Origin of the sequence: Persephonella sp., assembly GCF_027023985.1 — a bacterium.
Taxonomy (GTDB): domain Bacteria; phylum Aquificota; class Aquificia; order Aquificales; family Hydrogenothermaceae; genus Persephonella_A.
Window position 1 is genome coordinate 1 of record NZ_JALVTW010000031.1, and the last position, 18,447, is coordinate 18,447.

Annotated in this window: 21 protein-coding genes and 1 pseudogene; 13 read left to right on the forward strand and 9 right to left on the reverse strand. The window is 32.2% G+C overall.

What is annotated here, in order from left to right:
- The 5 genes and pseudogenes from MVE07_RS07510 to MVE07_RS07530 all read right to left on the reverse strand — a co-directional run.
- Positions 1-650: pseudogene (locus MVE07_RS07510) on the reverse strand (hypothetical protein); the annotation flags it as partial.
- A gap of 7 nt (positions 651-657) precedes the next feature.
- Positions 658-1,470, reverse strand: a complete 813-nt coding sequence (gene csm3 / locus MVE07_RS07515; protein WP_297455931.1) for a type III-A CRISPR-associated RAMP protein Csm3 — start codon at positions 1,468-1,470, stop codon at positions 658-660.
- A 13-nt stretch (positions 1,471-1,483) separates the two neighbouring features.
- On the reverse strand, positions 1,484-2,035 hold the full coding sequence (gene csm2 / locus MVE07_RS07520; RefSeq protein ID WP_297455933.1) for a type III-A CRISPR-associated protein Csm2: 552 nt from the start codon (positions 2,033-2,035) through the stop codon (positions 1,484-1,486).
- Between the two features lie 4 nt (positions 2,036-2,039).
- Positions 2,040-4,802: a type III-A CRISPR-associated protein Cas10/Csm1 gene (gene cas10, locus MVE07_RS07525; RefSeq protein ID WP_297455935.1), complete on the reverse strand. Its 2,763-nt coding sequence runs from the start codon at positions 4,800-4,802 to the stop codon at positions 2,040-2,042.
- 99 nt (positions 4,803-4,901) lie between these two features.
- Positions 4,902-5,597: a hypothetical protein gene (locus MVE07_RS07530; protein WP_297455937.1), complete on the reverse strand. Its 696-nt coding sequence runs from the start codon at positions 5,595-5,597 to the stop codon at positions 4,902-4,904.
- A gap of 286 nt (positions 5,598-5,883) precedes the next feature.
- On the opposite strand from MVE07_RS07530, the gene MVE07_RS07535 reads away from it, so the two are divergent.
- The 3 genes from MVE07_RS07535 to MVE07_RS07545 all read left to right on the forward strand — a co-directional run bounded on the left by MVE07_RS07535 (position 5,884) and on the right by MVE07_RS07545 (position 8,105).
- Complete coding sequence (locus MVE07_RS07535; RefSeq protein WP_297455939.1) at positions 5,884-6,735, forward strand: ParA family protein; 852 nt, start codon at positions 5,884-5,886, stop codon at positions 6,733-6,735.
- A 13-nt stretch (positions 6,736-6,748) separates the two neighbouring features.
- Complete coding sequence (locus MVE07_RS07540) at positions 6,749-7,699, forward strand: ParB/RepB/Spo0J family partition protein (protein WP_297455941.1); 951 nt, start codon at positions 6,749-6,751, stop codon at positions 7,697-7,699.
- A gap of 121 nt (positions 7,700-7,820) precedes the next feature.
- Positions 7,821-8,105 (forward strand): hypothetical protein, encoded by a 285-nt coding sequence (locus MVE07_RS07545; protein ID WP_008289694.1) that lies wholly within the window; start codon positions 7,821-7,823, stop codon positions 8,103-8,105.
- A gap of 2 nt (positions 8,106-8,107) precedes the next feature.
- Here the strand turns inward: MVE07_RS07545 and thiL are convergent, their stop codons facing one another.
- Positions 8,108-9,061: a thiamine-phosphate kinase gene (gene thiL, locus MVE07_RS07550; RefSeq protein WP_297455969.1), complete on the reverse strand. Its 954-nt coding sequence runs from the start codon at positions 9,059-9,061 to the stop codon at positions 8,108-8,110.
- Positions 9,062-9,142: 81 nt separating this feature from the next.
- Between thiL and efp the strand changes: the two genes are divergently transcribed.
- The 5 genes from efp to MVE07_RS07575 are packed head-to-tail and all read left to right on the forward strand — an operon-like array spanning position 9,143 to position 12,667.
- The gene (gene efp, locus MVE07_RS07555) at positions 9,143-9,712 is read left to right on the forward strand and encodes an elongation factor P (protein ID WP_297455944.1); all 570 of its coding nucleotides are present in this window, start codon (positions 9,143-9,145) and stop codon (positions 9,710-9,712) included.
- 13 nt (positions 9,713-9,725) lie between these two features.
- Complete coding sequence (gene accB, locus MVE07_RS07560; RefSeq protein ID WP_297455946.1) at positions 9,726-10,181, forward strand: acetyl-CoA carboxylase biotin carboxyl carrier protein; 456 nt, start codon at positions 9,726-9,728, stop codon at positions 10,179-10,181.
- Between the two features lie 11 nt (positions 10,182-10,192).
- On the forward strand, positions 10,193-11,140 hold the full coding sequence (rfaD, locus tag MVE07_RS07565) for an ADP-glyceromanno-heptose 6-epimerase (RefSeq protein WP_297455948.1): 948 nt from the start codon (positions 10,193-10,195) through the stop codon (positions 11,138-11,140).
- Between the two features lie 4 nt (positions 11,141-11,144).
- The gene (gene thrB, locus MVE07_RS07570; protein WP_297455950.1) at positions 11,145-12,047 is read left to right on the forward strand and encodes a homoserine kinase; all 903 of its coding nucleotides are present in this window, start codon (positions 11,145-11,147) and stop codon (positions 12,045-12,047) included.
- 14 nt (positions 12,048-12,061) lie between these two features.
- Positions 12,062-12,667 (forward strand): DUF996 domain-containing protein, encoded by a 606-nt coding sequence (locus MVE07_RS07575; RefSeq protein ID WP_297455952.1) that lies wholly within the window; start codon positions 12,062-12,064, stop codon positions 12,665-12,667.
- Between the two features lie 21 nt (positions 12,668-12,688).
- Here MVE07_RS07575 and folE read toward each other — a convergent pair whose 3' ends face one another.
- Genes folE through MVE07_RS07590 form a run of 3 tightly spaced genes read right to left on the reverse strand, consistent with a single transcriptional unit; the run spans position 12,689 to position 14,003 of the window.
- On the reverse strand, positions 12,689-13,246 hold the full coding sequence (folE, locus tag MVE07_RS07580; protein ID WP_297455954.1) for a GTP cyclohydrolase I FolE: 558 nt from the start codon (positions 13,244-13,246) through the stop codon (positions 12,689-12,691).
- 11 nt (positions 13,247-13,257) lie between these two features.
- Complete coding sequence (locus tag MVE07_RS07585) at positions 13,258-13,578, reverse strand: hypothetical protein (RefSeq protein ID WP_297455956.1); 321 nt, start codon at positions 13,576-13,578, stop codon at positions 13,258-13,260.
- 2 nt (positions 13,579-13,580) lie between these two features.
- A complete protein-coding gene (locus tag MVE07_RS07590; RefSeq protein WP_297455958.1) occupies positions 13,581-14,003 on the reverse strand; it encodes a CoA-binding protein in 423 nt (140 codons plus the stop codon).
- 109 nt (positions 14,004-14,112) lie between these two features.
- Here MVE07_RS07590 and MVE07_RS07595 point away from each other — a divergent pair, with 109 nt between their 5' ends.
- The 5 genes from MVE07_RS07595 to MVE07_RS07615 all read left to right on the forward strand — a co-directional run.
- Positions 14,113-14,469 (forward strand): hypothetical protein, encoded by a 357-nt coding sequence (locus MVE07_RS07595; protein WP_297455960.1) that lies wholly within the window; start codon positions 14,113-14,115, stop codon positions 14,467-14,469.
- Positions 14,462-15,376 carry a VWA domain-containing protein gene (locus MVE07_RS07600; RefSeq protein ID WP_297455962.1) on the forward strand — a complete coding sequence of 305 codons (915 nt, stop codon included), beginning with the start codon at positions 14,462-14,464 and terminating at the stop codon, positions 15,374-15,376. The genes MVE07_RS07595 and MVE07_RS07600 overlap by 8 nt, the downstream gene beginning before the upstream one ends.
- On the forward strand, positions 15,357-16,844 hold the full coding sequence (locus MVE07_RS07605) for a hypothetical protein (protein ID WP_297455964.1): 1,488 nt from the start codon (positions 15,357-15,359) through the stop codon (positions 16,842-16,844). Before MVE07_RS07600 ends, MVE07_RS07605 begins: the two co-directional genes overlap by 20 nt.
- On the forward strand, positions 16,831-18,165 hold the full coding sequence (locus MVE07_RS07610; protein ID WP_297455966.1) for a VWA domain-containing protein: 1,335 nt from the start codon (positions 16,831-16,833) through the stop codon (positions 18,163-18,165). Before MVE07_RS07605 ends, MVE07_RS07610 begins: the two co-directional genes overlap by 14 nt.
- Positions 18,166-18,265: 100 nt before the next feature.
- Positions 18,266-18,447 (forward strand): hypothetical protein (locus MVE07_RS07615; RefSeq protein WP_297455967.1); only part of this gene is annotated, 182 nt, incomplete at its 3' end.

Below are 18,447 nucleotides of genomic sequence, written 5' to 3' on the forward strand. Positions count from 1 at the left end.
TTTTTATTTTTACCTAATCCCAAATTTTCAATAATCTTAAGTAGTAAATCAAATTTTTCTTTAAAACTTCCATCATAAAACTTCACTAAAAAATACTGTTTATCATAGAATGTTCCTTCTTCTGTATATAGATTATCTGAAGTAGAAGTTAAGCGATTTATAACATTTTTGGTCAATAAATCTGATTTTATATTGCTGGAAAAGTTTATTTTGTTTGGAGATTTGTAAATTACATTCCCAGTTGATACTTTATATTCTTGGTTGTTTATTAAATCTTTTTCCTGTTTTATTACTCCTTTTACAAAATCTTTCAAAACTTCTTCTGTTATGTATTTAGCTTTTTTGTACTTTTTTCTATCTTTTTTTATACAAATATCATCTTCTTTGTTTTTTTCTGGTTCAATAGACAAAGGAAAAATTGGTTTAGGAAGTAAATAAAATTCTTTTACCTCTTTGTCTTCACATCCTTCAATAATAGGAAATGGAGAAGAAATTAAGAATATAGGATTTTCTTTAAATTCATTAAGGAAAATTTTTAGCTTTTCCTCTCCATAGGCTATTTTATAAGCCCAACAGATTGCTCCAAATAATGTATATGCTCTAATCGGAGAAGAAATTGATAGGAAATTTATCCTATAAACCTTAAGCATTCTTGTTTTACTCCTCTTTTGTGCAAATGGCGGTATTCTCTTTCCAGTTATCTAAAACTTGTTTTATCTCTTGAGGAATATCTTCATTTTTTGTGCTATACCACTCGTAATCACAGAAATGAACTTTTACACGACCATATCCCCTTGAACCACTGCCCCCTAAATAATCTTTTTCTAAAAGTTTTATTCCTTTCTCCAAAGTTTCTATAAGTTCTTTTCCATCGTCTTCAAAAACTCTAAATGTTATATCTCCTTCAAAAATAGAGTTTGCAATAACTCTTTCTGTATGTCTTGGGTGTTGTGCTGTAGATGTAATACGATTTATAACGTTTTCTGTTTTCATTTCTGTATAAACTTCGCCTAAGTATGTTTTCCACATTTCAATCGTATCTTTTGTAGGATAGAATTCGGAAAATCTAAGTCTTATAGGCTCCTTTACCTTATCTCCACCGGTTCCAAATAGTCTACATATTTCACATTCTCCACAGTCACAAGGTTTACCAGCATATTCTATAGCTTTATCCCATTTGAAATCCTCCTTATGTTCTTCTTGATATTTCTTAAATCTATCTACAGGCTTATTTTTAGCCAATTCCAATAAACTTCTAATTTTCCCTTTAAGTGAAGAGCCGGGAATATAGGGAACGTCGGAAAGAATGTCGTTATTAAGCTTAAAAGTTTTTAACTTAATTACTGGATTATCTATTCCTCCAATTTCAATACTTTCTTTTGAGCCACCAATATGTAAGCCCGTTAAAACTTCAATTCTATATTTCAGGGTCAAAAATCCTTTTAATGGTTTTAAAATTTGATTAGGCATTGTTTAGTCCTCCCTATTTACGTGGTTTATGATATGTATGATAAGCAAGTATAGATTCTATAATGTTCTCAAAAGCTTCAAAATCTTTTATTTTTCCTTCTTTTATTTTTCTCAATGAATAGCTAAAAAATTCATAAACATCCTCTCCTATTAAATCTCTTCCTTTAGCATAAGCAAATTTTGGTATTAAAGTCATCAATTTAATTCTTGTTTCCGGTGGTAAATCTTCATTTTCTTTTAAACCTTTCAAGGATACTTTTATATTTTTTATTTCATCAAAGTATTTTCTTAGCTGTGTTCTTTCTATCTTAGCTTTTTTAGCAAAATTTGAAGCAATTCCATCAGGATCTAACCACTCTTCTAAATTCAAGTCTGAAAAGTTTTTATTTTTTCCTCTTAATTTTTCTTTTAATGCTTCAACTATAATCTCAATATACGTTGGATTATATTTTTCTCTTTTTTTTTTGTTTTTTATTCTTTCTTTTATTTTATGAATTAAATTTACCTTGTTTTTTATTTCAAAATTTTCATCTAATAAAGATATTTTTTCTTCTAAAACATTCATGATTTTATCCTCCTCTTCTTGTTTTCATTAAAACCAGTGAAACAATTGTGTCTAAATTTTTTAAAATCCATTTATTATTTATATCTAATAACGGAAGTATAAGCTTATTTCTGACACATTCTTTATCTTTGTCGTTTACATTTCTAGCTATCTGATAATGAAGTTTAGGATATATGATGTGATTTATAACGGTTTCTCTTTCTTTTTTACATTCAGATGATTTTTTAGTGATTTCTTCAACATATAGTTTATGTAAATTTAATAAATTATATAAAAATGCTCTGCTAATTACTTTCTCGTTATATAACTCTTCAAAAGCATTTGCTATTTTTCCTAATTCAAAAAAATAAACAATATCTTCCTTCTCTTTTTCACAACTTGCTAAATATCCTATTCCTATCTCAAAATCTTTCCATTTATAAGCCTTTTGAAAAATAGCGATTTTATCTTTAGTTCCTTCTTTTGCTTTTTCTTCTAAGTTTTCTGCATATTTAGCAACAAGATTTATTGGTAAATTATGTCTTGCAAATAAAAGTCCACCTGACAAGCCAAACTCTTTGTTTTTGGATGTAAATTCGGTAAATTCCTCTCTAATCTTTTGTGCAAATTTTAAAGCAAGATTATATGGTGCGATTATGAATAAATCGTCTCCACCAGAATAAACAATATAGATTAGAGAATTTATAAAATTATTCTTCAAATTGTTTTTCCTAATATCTTCAATAATATCTTTAAGCTCACTATCTAATGGAACTGGTTTATTCTCTTTTTCTGCTTTTTCAATAATTTCTATAAGTTCTTTTAAATATTCCTGAGTTGTTTCTTCTGCTAATTTATTCAAATAACCGCTAAAAAATAAATCAAGCATTCTACTAAGAAATGCTATTCTGGAAATTGTATATAAACTTTCATCTTCTCCTGTTTTGGTTTCGTGATATCGTAGTCCATCACTAAATATTAATCCGAGATTATCAACATCAGCTCTAAAATATCCTAACTTTTTGTCTCCCTGTGCAAACTTAACTAAAACTTCAAAAGGAAGAACATTACCTTCTTCAATTAGAATACCTTCATCACTATACTTAAGCAAAATCTCCTTATTGCTATTTGTAATAATGGGAACTGTATTTCCTAAAAATTTAAAACCATTGTTTTTATCACTAATTTGAGGTTCGTTTAATAATAAAACTTCATTAAATTCTGTTGTAATTTCTTCTTTGTCATTGAGTAATACAACACTACCAAATCCTTTTAATGTTATAGAATTTTTATATGGGATATTTTCTTGATTGGTAAAGGCTATATAGCTTATCTTAGGAATAATTTCCCCGATTTTTTGAGACAAATCACACCATTTACAGAATTTTGAATTTTTTTCAATTTTTAGTATTTTACAAGAAGGACAAAGCTCTTCTGTAGCATCTTCTAACGTTTCAAGTTCTTTAAAAAGTAATTCACCAATTTTTTGCTTTTTCTTTCTATCTAATTCTTGCTGTAGATATTCTATCTGGTTTAGAAATCCATTAGATTGTTTAAACTCTCTTCCTTTAAAAGACCATGTTGCCAGAGAAAAATTCAGTTCTAATTCAAAGTCTTTAAAAAGATATTCATTAATCTCTTTTTCTATTTCTTCTAATTGTTTTCTGTTATTTTCCGTATTTCCAATTAACAATTGGAATTTGCCACCACCAATGTAAAGGGCATTAGTTATAGGATAGCCAAGTTTGTCTAATATGTATCTTGCAAAAATTTCCGGAACCATAGATAAGAAAAATGAACGACCTCTGAGAGCTTTAGCTATAGAAAACTCTGCTTCTGCAGCTTCTGAAGATTTGTATATATTAAATAAAAATTTTTGTATTCCACCTATATCTCCTTCAATAAGTAAAAAGGCTTCTTTATCATCAAAGTCTTCAGTGGTGTCCCTATTTGGTTTTATTCCTTTTTCTAAAGCGTAATCATACAGAGAAGCTGCTATTGCAGATAATACTCTGGAATGGTCAAAAAGGGATATGTCAGGATAGTGTCTATTTTTATATTCTTTTGACCAAATTGCTGCAGGAATAGTCCAAGTGTAAATTTGTAGAAGGTAATAAGCAAAGTTAAAAAATGCTTCAAGTGAATGTGTGAAATTTGGAGACAAACTCTCAAACTTATTATTGAAATTTTTAAATAATTTTTCGTATTTTTCTTTTAAAATTTGGTTTATATTTTGAGGAGAAGATAAATTTAAAGCTTTTTTTATCTCATTTTCTAAATACGTGATTATAGGCTCTTCAGTTCTTTCTTCTTTTATAAAGCCTTTTGCTAATTTAGGAAAAATTATGTTTTTATTTAGAATAAGTTTTTCAGGTGTGTAAATTCCAAAATTTTTTTCTTCAGCTATTTCTAAAGAATTTGCTTTCCCAAAGTTTATTCTTTCAAAAACAGTATGAAGGAGATTTAGCTCATCTTGAAGAATTCTTTCTCTATCATGTGCAGAGGAATACCAATCTGCTATTTGTAAGATAATACTTTCTAATTCATCAGTTGGATTGTGATGTCTTGCTCCCCAATTTATAAGAATATTTGTTAAACCTGTTTGAACATTTTCAAATATGCTTTGATTTTCTTTAATCCATCTTGCCGATAACGCTGCATGAGCGTGTCCAAATGTCTCTTTTTCTTCCGGGGAAGTTGTGATATTTGTTGCTCTCTGGTAAAACTTCCCAATATCGTGAAATAAGCCTGCCAGTGCTATGAGATATTTTTCTTTTTTTCTCTCCATTGCATCCCCCTGTAATTATTAAATCATTTTAAATTTTTCCATGTCAATTGTAATTAACGATTCAAAAGATAAATTTCTGACAAAAAGTAAGTTCTTTAATTATTCCTCTTCATAATATTTGATATCAAAAGATTTTACGCTGTAGTCAGACGTTGAAACATATTGAAATTCTCTGTCTTTTATCAGAGTTTGTAATGCTCCAACTATACTAACCAACTTTTGACCCCCTGTTATATCTATGATTATTTCTTTATCTTTGGCTTTGTATTTTCTTTTTATCAAATCGTATGTTTGTTCTATGATTTCTTTTAATTCTTCCATGTTTTCAAAATCTATATTTTTGTCCAGCCCTATAGGAACTATATTCAAGTTTTGCTCAGGGAACAATTTTTTTATTAGAAACACAAAGTTTTTAAACTGGTTTTTGCTTCTGGAAGATAAAATAACATAAACATTCTTTAATTCTGGGAGATGATATTTTATAGCTATTACCGGCATTTGCCATGATGTTCTAATGTTTTTAAAGTCTTCAAAAGATCTTATTTGAGAAGTGTCCGTATTGGAAGGACTGAGAAATAAAATAAGATTTTTCTTCTTTGCTGGAGGTTCGGAAATAATCTCTAAATTGGGCAATTTCTTCTTCATAAAATAATTTCCTATAAAAAATAATGTCAATAATAACCCAAATCCTGTTAAAAACTGAATATAGGGAAAATATTTTGGAGATATAAATTGGGACAATACTGATGATAATCCGTCTGGAATCCATGAAATAGCAATTGCAAATATTACCAAAAGAAAAAATGTCTGCAAGTTAAGAATTTTGCCTATTGTGGCACTGAACGCGTTTTTTATATTTCTTTCAGAAATTCTTGGTGCCAAGGGAAAACACCTCTTTTTGTCTCTTTATTATAAACGAGAGGAAAAAGATTAATGTAAATAAATTGTCAAAAGTATTAGCTATTATATGCAAGAAAAGCTTTCATTTTATCCAGAATTAAGACAATTTTCTGTCTTAGATTTAAGACAATAATTTTCCTGTCGAAATATCTTTTAAGACAATACTTTTAAGGAGCGGGAAATGGGTAAAATTATTGGTCTTGTTAATCAAAAAGGTGGAGCAGGTAAAAGCAGTCTTACTAATGCAATCTCACATGAACTTGCCAGAAGAGGCTACAGAGTTCTGGTTGTGGATTACGACCCTCAGGGAACCCAGACTATGCTATTTGGATTTAACAGACTTTCTGAATTTGTAAACACAGAACATGACATCACAAATATTTTTGAAAATGAAGGTGTAACCCCTGTTAATGTAAAAGAAAACCTTGACCTTATCCCTTCAAATCAGGGTCTTAGAGAAGAGGCAGAAAGCGGAAGAATGGGGAAAGAGCTTGTTCTGGCAAACTTCCTGAAAGGAGGATTTGGGAAAAAAGGCATAGTAGAGGAATACGATTTTGTCTTGATAGACTCTCCTGCCGACAGCGGAGCATTAACTGTTGGGACTATAGCTGCCAGTGATTATATCCTTGTTCCGACCAGATTGACCTTTGTTGATTCTACAGGACTGGTAGGAACACTTCAGACCGTCATCCAGGCAGTAATGACCTTTAGGCTTGATTTGTCTATACTTGGATTTATTCCTGTAGCTTATAAACCAAGACTTAGAGAACATAATGATGTTCTTGCTTCTCTGAAGAAAACCATTCCGGAAATACTTGAAAAATATGATTTTATAAAAATTGCTTCTGATGAATTATTCTTTGAACCAATTAAGGATAGAATTGCTTGGGCAGAGGCAGCAGGAAAAAGAATTTCAATTAGGGATTACATAGAAAAAGAAAAAAGAGCCCAAAAAGATATTATCCTGACAGTTGAAAATATCACAGATGAAATTATTAGAAGAATTCATCTACCTGAAACTGTAATGGTATAAGGAGGTTAGTAAAATGGATTTAGGAATTTTTGAGGATGTTCTTGACACACCCAAAACACAAAAAGCAAAAAAAGCAGTCCAGACAATACAGGAAGTAAAGCCACAGGAAATAGAAATTTCAAAAATAAAAAATCCCCGTTTCCACGACAGAAGTTATGTAAGTCCTGAAAGGATTGCTGCCCTTGCGGAAAATATAAAAGCCTATGGCCTTGCCCAGCCTATAGTAGTTCGTAAACTTGAAGATGGTAGTTATGAAAGGATAATCGGATATATCCGCCTCAAAGCCTATGAGTATCTTAAAAAGGATAAAATCCCTGCAATTGTTCTTGATGTGGATGAAGAAACAGCATTAGCCCTTATGATTTCTGAAAATGCCCAGAGGGAAGACCTGAATGATTATGACAAACTTATGTCCCATCTGGAGTATTTGTCTTTTATATTAGGCAAGGACAAAGAAGAAGTTATTAAAGTAGCAAGGAAAGTATTTAATTATATTTCAGGCAACGTAAAACAGCTTACTCCAGAAGAAAGAAAAGAAGGGCAAATCATAGAAAAAACCCTCCAAAAATTATCAGGCACAAACCTAAGAACATTCATAGAAAGGTTAAAAATCCTGAATGTCGCACCACAGATTAAAGAAGCCATTAGAAAGCATGGCTGGTCCTATAGTATGGCAATAGAAGTTAATAAACTTAGACATATACCTGAAAAAATGGAACAGCTTATACAGGAAATAATAGATAAAGGTCTTACCAAAAAAGAAGTTCAGCAGAGGGTAAAAGAAATCTTAGGAGAAGAAGCAGAAAAAAGGGTTAAAAACCCATTCAAAGAGACTTTCAAAGACCTAAACAAAAGAGTATCAGAGCTATACAGAAAACTGCCTGAAAAAGAAAAAACAAAAGTAGAAAAAGCAATAAACAAAAAACTTAATGAAATTTACAAACTCCTTGAAAAATATGAATAACTCTTAAGCAGGTGTCCACTCTGGACGCCTGTAATTCTTTTCAAAATCTCCTTTTCCAGAAGTCAGAAAATCCCTTAAAAATCCGTTCTATTAATACAAAATCTTTTTAGGAGGTCTTTTTATGGAAAATAATCCAAATTTAGAAAGGGATAGAAAATATTTTCCATTTATTATCTATGTTATAGATTCTGTTCCTGAACTTACTGAAGCTGCGAAGGAAAGCAGATTTATATTTGATATTCTGGATGCTTGGGAAATGGAAGAAACCACTTTCGTTTTTTACAGAATTACAACAGATCCTCAAATGAAAGATTTTGAATATGTTATTGTAGAAGTTCAAGATAATGAAGTTACAAGATTTGAAATAACTTCAGACATCCTCGAAACTTTCCTGTATGCTTTTTAAAGTTAAAGATGTTCAAAGCCTTGAGGTTTTAAAGGAGATAGACCGGTTTTTTCCTTTATAAATATACCTTTCCCCTGTTCCACGTATCCTATCTGGAAACAGTTTTCAAATTTGTCAATATTTTCCGGTTTAGCTGTAAACAGGAGTTGATAGTCTTCTCCTCCATATAAGATGTATTCATATGGGTTTTTATTATATTTCTGACAGAATTTTTCAAGGTCTGGATGAACAGGTAATCTGTCTTTTTCTATAACAACTTTTACACTGCTTGCCTTTTGGAGATGTCCAAGGTCTGCAACAAGCCCATCACTAATGTCTACACAGCTGTTTGCATATTTCATTATTTTCTCTGACAACTCAGCAGGAACCACAGGTTTTGTATGGGTTTTAATTAGTCTTTCCTCAAAATCTTCGTAATAATTTTTATCCATCAATAGAAGTTCCAGACCTGCACGGGACAAGCCTGTATGTCCGGAAACAAGAAGAATATCCTCTTCCTGTGCTCCTTTTCTCAAAACAGGTCTTTCTGTTTGTCCAACAATAAATAAATCCAGTATAATTTCCTCAGATGCAGAAGTATTTCCACCTATAACGCTGCAATTATAGTAATCACAAGCTTCCTGAATACCTTTATAAAGTCTTTCAGCGTATTCAACAGAGATTTCAGGGGAAAAAGCCACAGAAATAAATCCCCATTTTGCCTTTCCACCGCAGGAGACAACATCACTAACATTTACAGACACTAATTTCCAGCCAAGGTCCTCAGGAGAAATTTTATCCTTTATGAAGTGATGATTTTCAATCTGGATATCAGAGCTAAAAAGTAAAAATTTCTCATCTGTTTTTATAACAGAACAATCATCCCCAAAAGAAACAATAACCTGAGGGTCATCAACTTTTAGCAATTTTGTTATTCTCTCTATAAGACCAAACTCACCTAAATCTTTTAAATTCACAACCAAAACCTATCCTTTTATTTAAGATTTCTATTATATGCTAAAATTATTTAAGCCAAAATTGAAATTCTGGAGGAATAAATGGGAGTCAAAATCGGCATTAACCAGATTAAAAAAGATATGTTCATTGTTCATGATGGACAGCCTTACAGGGTTCTGGACTACGACCACGTTAAACCTGGAAAAGGACAGGCATTTGTAAGAGTAAAAGCAAAAAATATGAAAACTGGAAACGTTATTGAGATTACTTACAAATCTTCTGACAGCATTGAATTAGCAGATTTTGAACAGAGACAAATGGCTTATTCATACTTTGATGGAGATTCTTACTGGTTTATAGATGCAAATACAGGGGACATGATTGCTGTTCCAGCTGCTGTTTTAGGTGACGAAGCAAAATTCCTGAAAGAAGGAATGGAAGTATTCATTTTCCTTGATAAAGGACAGCCAATAGGTGTAGAACTACCAAAATCTGCTGTTTATGAAGTAATTGAAACTGAACCAGGGTTTAAAGGAGATACAGCAACATCAACCCTTAAACCTGCCAAAATAGATACGGGAGCAACTGTTCAGGTGCCATTATTTATAAATGAAGGGGATAAAATAAAAATAGATACAAGGACAGGTAAGTATATAGAAAGAGTTAATTAAGAGGGGTTTTATTATGGATAAGAACCTTATTTTTGAAATTATTGAAAAAATTAAAGGAACAAAAATAGAAGAGGTTGAGTTTGAAACAGAAGAGGGGAGAATAAAAATAAAGCAGTATGTGGGTCCCAAAAAGGAAGTGGTTTCTACTGCACCTCAACCTGTTGTTGAAGTTAAAGAGGAAATCAAAGCCCCTGCCACAGTAGAAATAGAAAAAGAAAAATCTCAAAAATACCATGTTATAAAATCTCCACTGGTTGGAACATTTTATAGAGCACCTTCTCCTGGAGCTCCTCCTTTTGTTGAAGAAGGGGATATGGTTTCAAAAGGGCAGGTTTTATGTATTATAGAAGCCCTAAAAGTTATGAATGAGATTGAAAGTGATGTAAACGGAAAAGTTGTTAAAATTCTGGTAGAAAATGGCCAGCCTGTAGAATACGGCCAGGAACTTTTCTATATAGAACCTGTGTAGAGGTAAGATGAATGGTAAATAGTATTTTAATAACAGGTGGTGCCGGTTTTATCGGTTCTAATCTCGCCCTTGAACTTCAGGAAAGATATCCAAAGGCAAAAATTTTAATACTTGATGATTTTTCCAGTGCAAACTTTAAAAACCTAAAAAAATTCAAAGGTGAAGTCCTTGCCTGTGATGTATCAACAGATGAATTATTTTTTAAAGTAGATGATTTTCAGCCTGAGCTTATTTTCCACATGGCATCTATTACAGATACAACTGTTACAGACCAGGAACTTATGATGAGAAAAAATGTTGATGGTTTTAAAAATATACTTGAACTGGCAGAGGACTCGGAAGCTACGGTTGTTTATGCCTCTTCAGCCTCCGTCTACGGTAATGTAAAAGAGAAAGTTCCCCTTGCAGAAGACAGGGAAAAATCCCCTGAAAATGTTTATGCATTTTCAAAATATATAATGGACAATATTGCTCGTGATTTCTCAGAACAAACAGGGCTAAAGGTAGTAGGTGTTAGATATTTCAACGTGTATGGTCCTGGAGAAGCACACAAAGGGAAATTTGCAAGTATGATATATCAACTTTATCTCCAGATGAAAAAGAATAGAAGACCAAGAATTTTTAAATGGGGCGAGCAGAAAAGGGATTTTGTTTATGTTAGAGATGCTGTAGACGCAACAATCCTTGCAAAAGAAGCTCCACAATCTACAGTTTACAATGTAGGTTCAGGGGAAGCAAGGTCGTTTAACGAAGTTATTGCCTTACTTAATAAATATCTTGGAACGGATTTTGAACCTGAATACTTTGATTGTCCTTACGATTTTTATCAGGAATTTACACAGGCAGATATGAGAAAAATAAAAGAGGAACTTGGTTTTGTCCCAAAGTATAATCTGGAAAAAGGAATTGAAGAGTATATAGGCATATTAGAAGGAAAAATAGACTATCCAATAAGGTAGAAAATTGAAAAAATTAAAGGTAAAAGTTCCGGCGACAACAGCAAATTTAGGGGCAGGTTTTGATACCTTTGGTCTTGCCCTTACTTTATATAATGAGTTTGAGGTTGAAGAATACGACGGAGTAGTTATACAGACCGTTCCTGAAAATAAATTCCTTGAAATTCCAGAAAATAATCTTTTTGTTCAAGTTTTAAAATACGCCTGCGAGAAAAGAGGCAAAACCTTTCATGGTGCAAAGGTAAAACAAATAACAAATGTGCCTGTGGCAAGAGGACTTGGAAGTAGTGCAACAGCCATAGTGGCAGCAATTTTAATCAGTGCTGCTGTAAGTAAAACCCCTTTAACAGATGAATATTTTTTTGATATTGCATACAAATTTGAACCTCATCCTGACAATCTTCTTCCTGCGTGGAAAGGTGGATTTGTTACTGCTTTAGTTGAAGATGGTAAAACATACTACCAGCAAATAGATTTTCCCGAAGATATCAAAGCTGTTGTTGCAATACCACAGCTTGAACTTTCCACAGAAAAAGCCCGTCAGGTTTTGCCTAAAGATATACCACTAAAAGATGGTATTTTCAATGTTCAACGGGTGGCTCTTTTTCTTGCGGCCCTCCAGAATAAAGATTATTCAGTTTTAAAAGTGGCTATGGAAGACAAATTCCATCAGCCATACAGAAAACAACTAATTCCCGGTTTTGATGATGTTGTTTCTGCAGCTTATGATAACGGAGCAATCGGTGCTTCTCTAAGCGGGGCAGGTTCAACAATTCTGGCTTTAGCAACCGATAATTTTGAAAAAATAGGTTCTTCAATGGTTCAGGCTTTTGAAAAAAATGGATTAAAAGCCGAATATAAAGTATTAGATATAGATAAGAGAGGGGCAGAGCTTACTATCTTAGAATAAAAGGAGGGCCATTTATGGATGTAAAAAGTATCAAAACATTAGGGGGTTTGGGAGCTTTATTTTTAGTTCTTTCATGGCTTCCTTACCTTGGATTTCTTCTTGCTATTGTAGGTCTGGTTTTACTCGCAATTGCACTGAAAAAGGTATCCGATGCGGCGCCGGAAAGGGGTATTTTTACCAATTTCATTATTGCCTTTCTGGTTAATTTCGTAGGTGGTTTAATTGCTATGTTTGGCGGTCTTTTCTCTATGCTTCCTTTTATGGCTGGTGATGAAAATACTATGGCTATTGGAATAGGACTTGGAACAATAGTTGCATTTGTGATTGGATATATTGCTTTTGTTGCTTCTGGATACTACTACAAAAAATGTTTTACAGATACAGGAGATGTATTAAATCAGCCTTTATTCAAAACTGCCGGTAATGTGATATTCTGGGGAAGTGTGGCAGCTATTATAATAATTGGATTTTTAGTGGTATGGATTGGATGGATACTTGTTACTGTGGCTTTCTTTACGCTTCCAGAGAAACCTGCTTATCAGCCTCAAAATGACCTTTACAATCAACCACCTTCAAATCCACAGCAACCGGAACAACTTTCCTCAAATAATCAGCAATAATTAAAAAGGGGCTTTAGCCCCTTATTTTCCATTATGTATAAGATTTAAAAATTCATTTCTTGTTTTTTCATCCTCTTTAAATCTACCGATTAATTTACTTGTAACAGTGTATGAAGTTGGATTTTTTACCCCCCGCATTGCCATGCAAAGATGGAGCGCCTCTAATACGACTGCAACACCTTTTGGTTTTAATTCTTTTTCAAGGAATTGGGCTATTTCGTCTGTCAGTCTTTCCTGCACCTGTGGTCTATATGCAAATTTGTTTACGACCCTTACCAGCTTTGAAAGTCCACATACTTTTTTGTCCGGAATATAGGCAATATGGGCTTTCCCAAAAAACGGTAATAGATGGTGTTCACACAGAGAATAAAACTGTATATCCCTGACTACCACCATCTCATCATATTCACCAATATCCTCAAAAACAGTCATATTAAAATTTTCATGGGATTTGAACTCTTCCCATAATCTAACAATTCTGTCTGGAGTATCTTTTAGACCCTCTCTGTCAGGGTCTTCGCCAATAGCTTCTAAAAAAAGTCTCACAGATTGTTTTAGCTTTTCTTTATCTATACTCATATACTAACTCCTTAAGTTGATAATTGCTTTTCAACCCATTTTTTGTATTCTTCAAACTCTTTTTTAAGTTTTTCAAGTTCGGTTCTATGTTTTTCAGCTTCCTGTTTAGCCATCTCAAGTTCCATTTTTGCCTGCTGAATTTCAAGGTCTTTTTCTTTTTTCCAAACATAAATCAGCGTAAATCCATATCCAAAAAACACTATTGTGTAAAATACAACAGCAGCCGGCCTGATTAAGCCTTCTCCTCTAAGTATGCTCAAATACATAGAACCTACAGTAAGAATAAGAATAAAAAAGAATGTGATTCCGAAAAACTTAACAAATTTAACCAACTTTATCCCTCCAGATATTTAATAGCCTCTACTTTCATACATTTGTCCACAACTACATTATACCCCTTTTCTGATAACTCCTTGACCACTTCAAGATTAACTGTTCCCGGCTGGAACCAGAATGTTTTAAATCCTTTTTTCATTGCTTCTTCAGCAACCGGAGGGACATCAACAGGCCTTCTGAAAATATCCACAATGTCTATCTCTTCAGGAATGTCTGATAATCTTCTGTAAACTTTTTCTCCTAAAATTTCCTGTCCTGCATATTTAGGGTTTACAAAGAACAATTTAAACCCGTATTTTTGAAGAGCTTCTGACACATAATAAGACGGCCTTGATGGGTCTGCAGATATTCCTACAACAGCAACTTTTTTCTGTGTTTCCAGTATTTTCTTTATATCTTCGGGATTTTCTATTATCGGCATCTTTTAAACTCCCTGTTTTGTTTCAATACAATGTATATCAAAGAAAGGCCAGTAAACTATGAATGCAGTCATATTTGCACTTTATGAAAAATGAGTTTACCTTTTTCATATGGAAGGAAATATTTTACAGCTCTTTGAACCATATTCTCTGGAATATGATTTTTCTGTCTTTTTATATATTGGTGGTGTAGGAATTCTCCTGTTCTTGATGATTTTTATAGGTTACAAGCTATTTAACAAACTTAAGTACTTTTCCTATTCCAGAAAAAAATTAATAATTGATTTTAATAAACCCAAAGAAACTGCTTACACAATTACATATATGATTCACAATTATGATACTCCGTATAATCAGGAGCTTTTAGAAAGACTTGAACAGTATAAATACAGGAAAGATGTTAAGCCACTGGACGAAGAAACTGTAAAGCTAATTGAAAAATTTTTAGAGTATGTAAACAATGCCTGAGATTGAATATTTATATTTTGCTGTTTTCGGAATAGCGACTTTCTTATGTGTTGTTCTATGTTCCATTTTTTACAAAAGTTCAAAAATTGTCCAGTTTCCACATATTGAACTGTTTGGGAAGCCTTTAAGATTTATCACAAGATTTATTCCTTACTCAGTTTTACTACTGGTAATCTTGCTTACCATTATTGCCGTTCATCCGTATAAAACAAAGGATATTTTTTCAGAAAAAAAGGTATATAACATTGTTGTCTGTCTTGATGTTAGTAATTCAATGAAAGAGAAAGATAAGTTAAAAGTTGCAAAAAAGGTTCTTAGAGATTTTGTGCTAAAAAGGGATAGCGAAGACAGAATAGGGATAGTGGTTTTTGATAATGTTCCGTTTAGGCTTGTTCCCCTTACAACAAATAGAGAAAAAATCCTGAAGCTAATACCATCTATTCATCCTGCAATGGTTGATAAAGGGGGCACATCAATGTATGATGCCCTGATAGAAGCACTAAAAACTTTTAAACCTGAATGGAGAAATAAGATTATTATTCTTTTATCTGATGGTGGAGATATAGATAGTAAACACACCCTTGATGATGTGATTAGATACAACAAAGTAATAAAAGCCAAAATTTATACTATAGGAATTAGCAGCGGAATTTATTCCTATGCACTGGAAAGACTTTCTGTATCTTCCGGAGGAAAAGCATTTTTTATAACCACAGAGTATAAAACTGCACTGGAAAATATTTTTAATATTATTAATCATCTGGAGCCATCTGTTGTAAAAGAAGCCAGTTATAAAATTGAAAAACCTGTTGATTTCTATATAAAAATTGCAGCTTTACTTATAGGGTTTTTCATAGTGGCAAAAATAACTTATAGAGCGATAAAGGATGAAAAAACTACTGATTAGCCTGTTTTTGTTTAGCTTTGTATATGGACTTGAAATTGATTATGGATTTTTAAAGTTAAAGGTTGTTCAGCTTTATCCTGCAAAAGAATATTTTTATGAAAAAGAGCCTGTTTTTGTAAGGTTTGATATTTATGTAATAGAAAACAAAACAGCTTTAAAAAAGGAAGTCCTACTAAGTTATCTTAGAATAAAACCTGTGGAACCCAAAATAATTAAATATCAGCAAAAATACTCAATCCACCCTGAAGAGAAAAAACTTACTATAAAAAATCTTTTATATCTGAAAACAGGAAATACAGACCTGCCATTTGCATTGAGTTTTAATACAGAACGAATGAAAGGGCTTTTAGAGGAAAATTTTTTAAAAAAACTTTCCAGAAAGTATATCCTGAAAAGCCAGCATGAATATCCGATAAAACAATCTCCTTACCGTTTTATAGGAGATTTTGATATAAAACCCAGATTGATTGATGAAAATGGGGTGGCAACCCTTTTGATAGAAATATCAGGTAAAGGTTTCCCTGCTGTTCCGGATTATACCCTTGCAGTTAGAAATGGTTCAGCCAAAAAGATATCAACAGATATCCAGGATGAAATGGGATATATAACTGCCGTAGAAAAATTCAAAATAGTTTATATGGACGGTCTGCAGGTCTTGCCTATAAAGTTTAAATATTTTGACCCGTTTCAAGAAAAAATTATTACTAAGGAAACAAAACCAATTGAGATTAAAAAATCTACACGATCCCAGAAAATTCCGTTTGAAAAACTATCTCAAGAAGAAAAAAACAGAATTTACCTTGAAACATTTAAGCAGCTGTATCCTGAATATTTCAAGGAAAAAAACCCTTTAAAAGATTTTATGCAAACACTCAATAAATATAGGGAAGCCATTGCCCTGTTTGTTTTATTTTCAGGGCTTATATTTGCGTTATTTGTCAAAAAAGTAGCAATACGCCGATTAGACCTGCAGATTTTACAAATTATTTCTCTGCCGGAAAACAGCTTGAAAACAATGAAAAAATTATACAGATACATGTATCCCCAGCAGGAACTGTTTAAAGATTATTTAAAGACAATTGAGGAATTACTTTATAGCGGTAAATTGGTAATCAAGGATAAAAAAATAGTCAAACTAATAACCCCATCCGGTGAATTTTCCCCTAAAGAGATTAGGGATATTATTCAAAACTTAAAATTCCAGCTTGTAAATGAAAAAGCAAAAGTTCTATCAAAAAATGCCAATAGAGTTATAAAAATCTGGATCTTTATTGAAAGGCATAAAGCCCTGTTAACTTCGGCAGGATTTGTTTTATTTGCAACGGCAGTGGTGCAGCTTTTTGCAAAATTATATCCCCAGCAGAAATTTTACCTAAATATTTTAAATATGCTTATCTTGGTAGCAGGAATTTTTATTTATATTTTGATGAAACAGGTAATTATAAAGGTAGAAAATGATAGAGTTTAAACATCCCCAGTTTTTGCTAATAGGTGTTTTTCTCGGTATATGGGCTGTGCTTTTTTGGAAAAAATCAGGGAAAAATTTAAAAGAATTTCTTTTTTATACGGTCGTTACATTTCTTTTAGTTATTATGCTTTCCAACCCGTATATGAAAAAAGGAATAGAGAAGATATACAAAACTGATACACAGGTTATAGTTTTGATTGACCATTCTCTCTCAATGGGAGTATCTGACATAAAGCCCTCCCGTTTAGATATGGCTGTAAAAAAGGCCATCCAGCTACTTGAAAAATTAAAAAAAGAAAAAGCCGGAGTAGTTATGTTTTCCGATGATACGGAAATTATATCCTATCCTGAATTTGTAGATGAAGAGCTAATCAAAAAACTAAAATCCCTTAGTTTAATACCTGGAGGAAGCACGGACATCTTAAAAGCCATCAGTGTTGCAAATTTTATGCTTTCATCAAAGGGAAAAATCATAGTGCTGTTGTCTGATGGTGGAGATGAAAATCTGTATAAGGTAAAAGAACTCCTGAAAAAATCAGGAGCAAAACTCGTTTTCTGGGCTATTGCAACAGAGAAGGGAGGAAAAGTTCCTAAATACAATGTGATTTCAAAAATAAATAAACAGTTGATAAATATCGCTTATGAAACCGGGGGAATATTTCAAAAAGTTTCTTATGACAATTTAGATGTAGAAAATGTATACAGATTTATATTGCAGATATCCTCAAAAAATATAGAATTTGCCTTTAATTTGCCTAAAAGCATTGATTTATCACCATTTATAGCAGTTTTTATACTCGTGCTGATATTCCTTAGATTTGCTTTAAATAGGATAGTTGCCATCTTTACAGGATTTTTGCTCTTTTTTAATCTATCTTATGCAGGAGACCTAAAAGGCTATATTTATTATCTGACAGGTAATTACCAAAAAGCAGGTATAGAATTTTCAGAAGAAAAAGATATAAAAAGTAAATACAATGCTGCCCTTTCATTTTTTAAGGCTGGTATGTATGATAGGGCTTTAAATATCTTAAACAGTATTAAAACAGAAGATTTTTCTATCTACAAAAAGGTCAGATATCTGACTGCTCTTTCTTATATAGGAAAAAATGATTTTGAAAAGGCATACACTGTAGCAAAAGAACTTATACAGGTTTATCCTTCTGATAAAAGAATTGAGAAACTTTATAACTTTACGAAGATGGTTGTTAATTTTGGTAAAAAACCTGAGAAAAAAATAACAATTGTCCAGGTAAAAGAAAAAAGCCAGCAAAAAAATAAAATCGCCCCAAAAAATGTCCAGAGATTAAATCCGTGGTGATTGACTTATAAGTTTTAAACTTTTATATTAAATGATACTTAGTAAGTATTAGTGAGTTTATAACTATTTTGTGAGTTAAAAGTAAGGTGGAGCGGCTATCATGAGAGAAAGAAAATCTATTGATGTGAGAGGAGAAGAACTTTATGCAGCTTTATTAATCGCAAGAAAAAAAGAATATGGAACGGAAGAGGAATTAAAAGCAGCTTTAGCACAAGACTTCCCGGGCAAAGAAGAAGAAATCATGGAAGCTTTAGCTTTGCTGGGATTTATTTCACATGGGAT

Excerpts from the sequence above, each read along its gene's own strand:
- csm3 (WP_297455931.1), bottom strand. The coding sequence starts at position 1,470 with ATGCCTAATCAAATTTTAAAACCATTAAAAGGATTTTTGACCCTGAAA.
- csm2 (WP_297455933.1), bottom strand. The coding sequence starts at position 2,035 with ATGAATGTTTTAGAAGAAAAAATATCTTTATTAGATGAAAATTTTGAA.
- cas10 (WP_297455935.1), bottom strand. The coding sequence starts at position 4,802 with ATGGAGAGAAAAAAAGAAAAATATCTCATAGCACTGGCAGGCTTATTT.
- MVE07_RS07535 (WP_297455939.1), top strand. The coding sequence starts at position 5,884 with ATGGGTAAAATTATTGGTCTTGTTAATCAAAAAGGTGGAGCAGGTAAA.
- MVE07_RS07540 (WP_297455941.1), top strand. The coding sequence starts at position 6,749 with ATGGATTTAGGAATTTTTGAGGATGTTCTTGACACACCCAAAACACAA.
- MVE07_RS07545 (WP_008289694.1), top strand. The coding sequence starts at position 7,821 with ATGGAAAATAATCCAAATTTAGAAAGGGATAGAAAATATTTTCCATTT.
- efp (WP_297455944.1), top strand. The coding sequence starts at position 9,143 with ATGGGAGTCAAAATCGGCATTAACCAGATTAAAAAAGATATGTTCATT.
- accB (WP_297455946.1), top strand. The coding sequence starts at position 9,726 with ATGGATAAGAACCTTATTTTTGAAATTATTGAAAAAATTAAAGGAACA.
- rfaD (WP_297455948.1), top strand. The coding sequence starts at position 10,193 with ATGGTAAATAGTATTTTAATAACAGGTGGTGCCGGTTTTATCGGTTCT.
- MVE07_RS07575 (WP_297455952.1), top strand. The coding sequence starts at position 12,062 with ATGGATGTAAAAAGTATCAAAACATTAGGGGGTTTGGGAGCTTTATTT.
- folE (WP_297455954.1), bottom strand. The coding sequence starts at position 13,246 with ATGAGTATAGATAAAGAAAAGCTAAAACAATCTGTGAGACTTTTTTTA.
- MVE07_RS07590 (WP_297455958.1), bottom strand. The coding sequence starts at position 14,003 with ATGCCGATAATAGAAAATCCCGAAGATATAAAGAAAATACTGGAAACA.
- MVE07_RS07595 (WP_297455960.1), top strand. The coding sequence starts at position 14,113 with ATGGAAGGAAATATTTTACAGCTCTTTGAACCATATTCTCTGGAATAT.
- MVE07_RS07600 (WP_297455962.1), top strand. The coding sequence starts at position 14,462 with ATGCCTGAGATTGAATATTTATATTTTGCTGTTTTCGGAATAGCGACT.
- MVE07_RS07605 (WP_297455964.1), top strand. The coding sequence starts at position 15,357 with ATGAAAAAACTACTGATTAGCCTGTTTTTGTTTAGCTTTGTATATGGA.
- MVE07_RS07610 (WP_297455966.1), top strand. The coding sequence starts at position 16,831 with ATGATAGAGTTTAAACATCCCCAGTTTTTGCTAATAGGTGTTTTTCTC.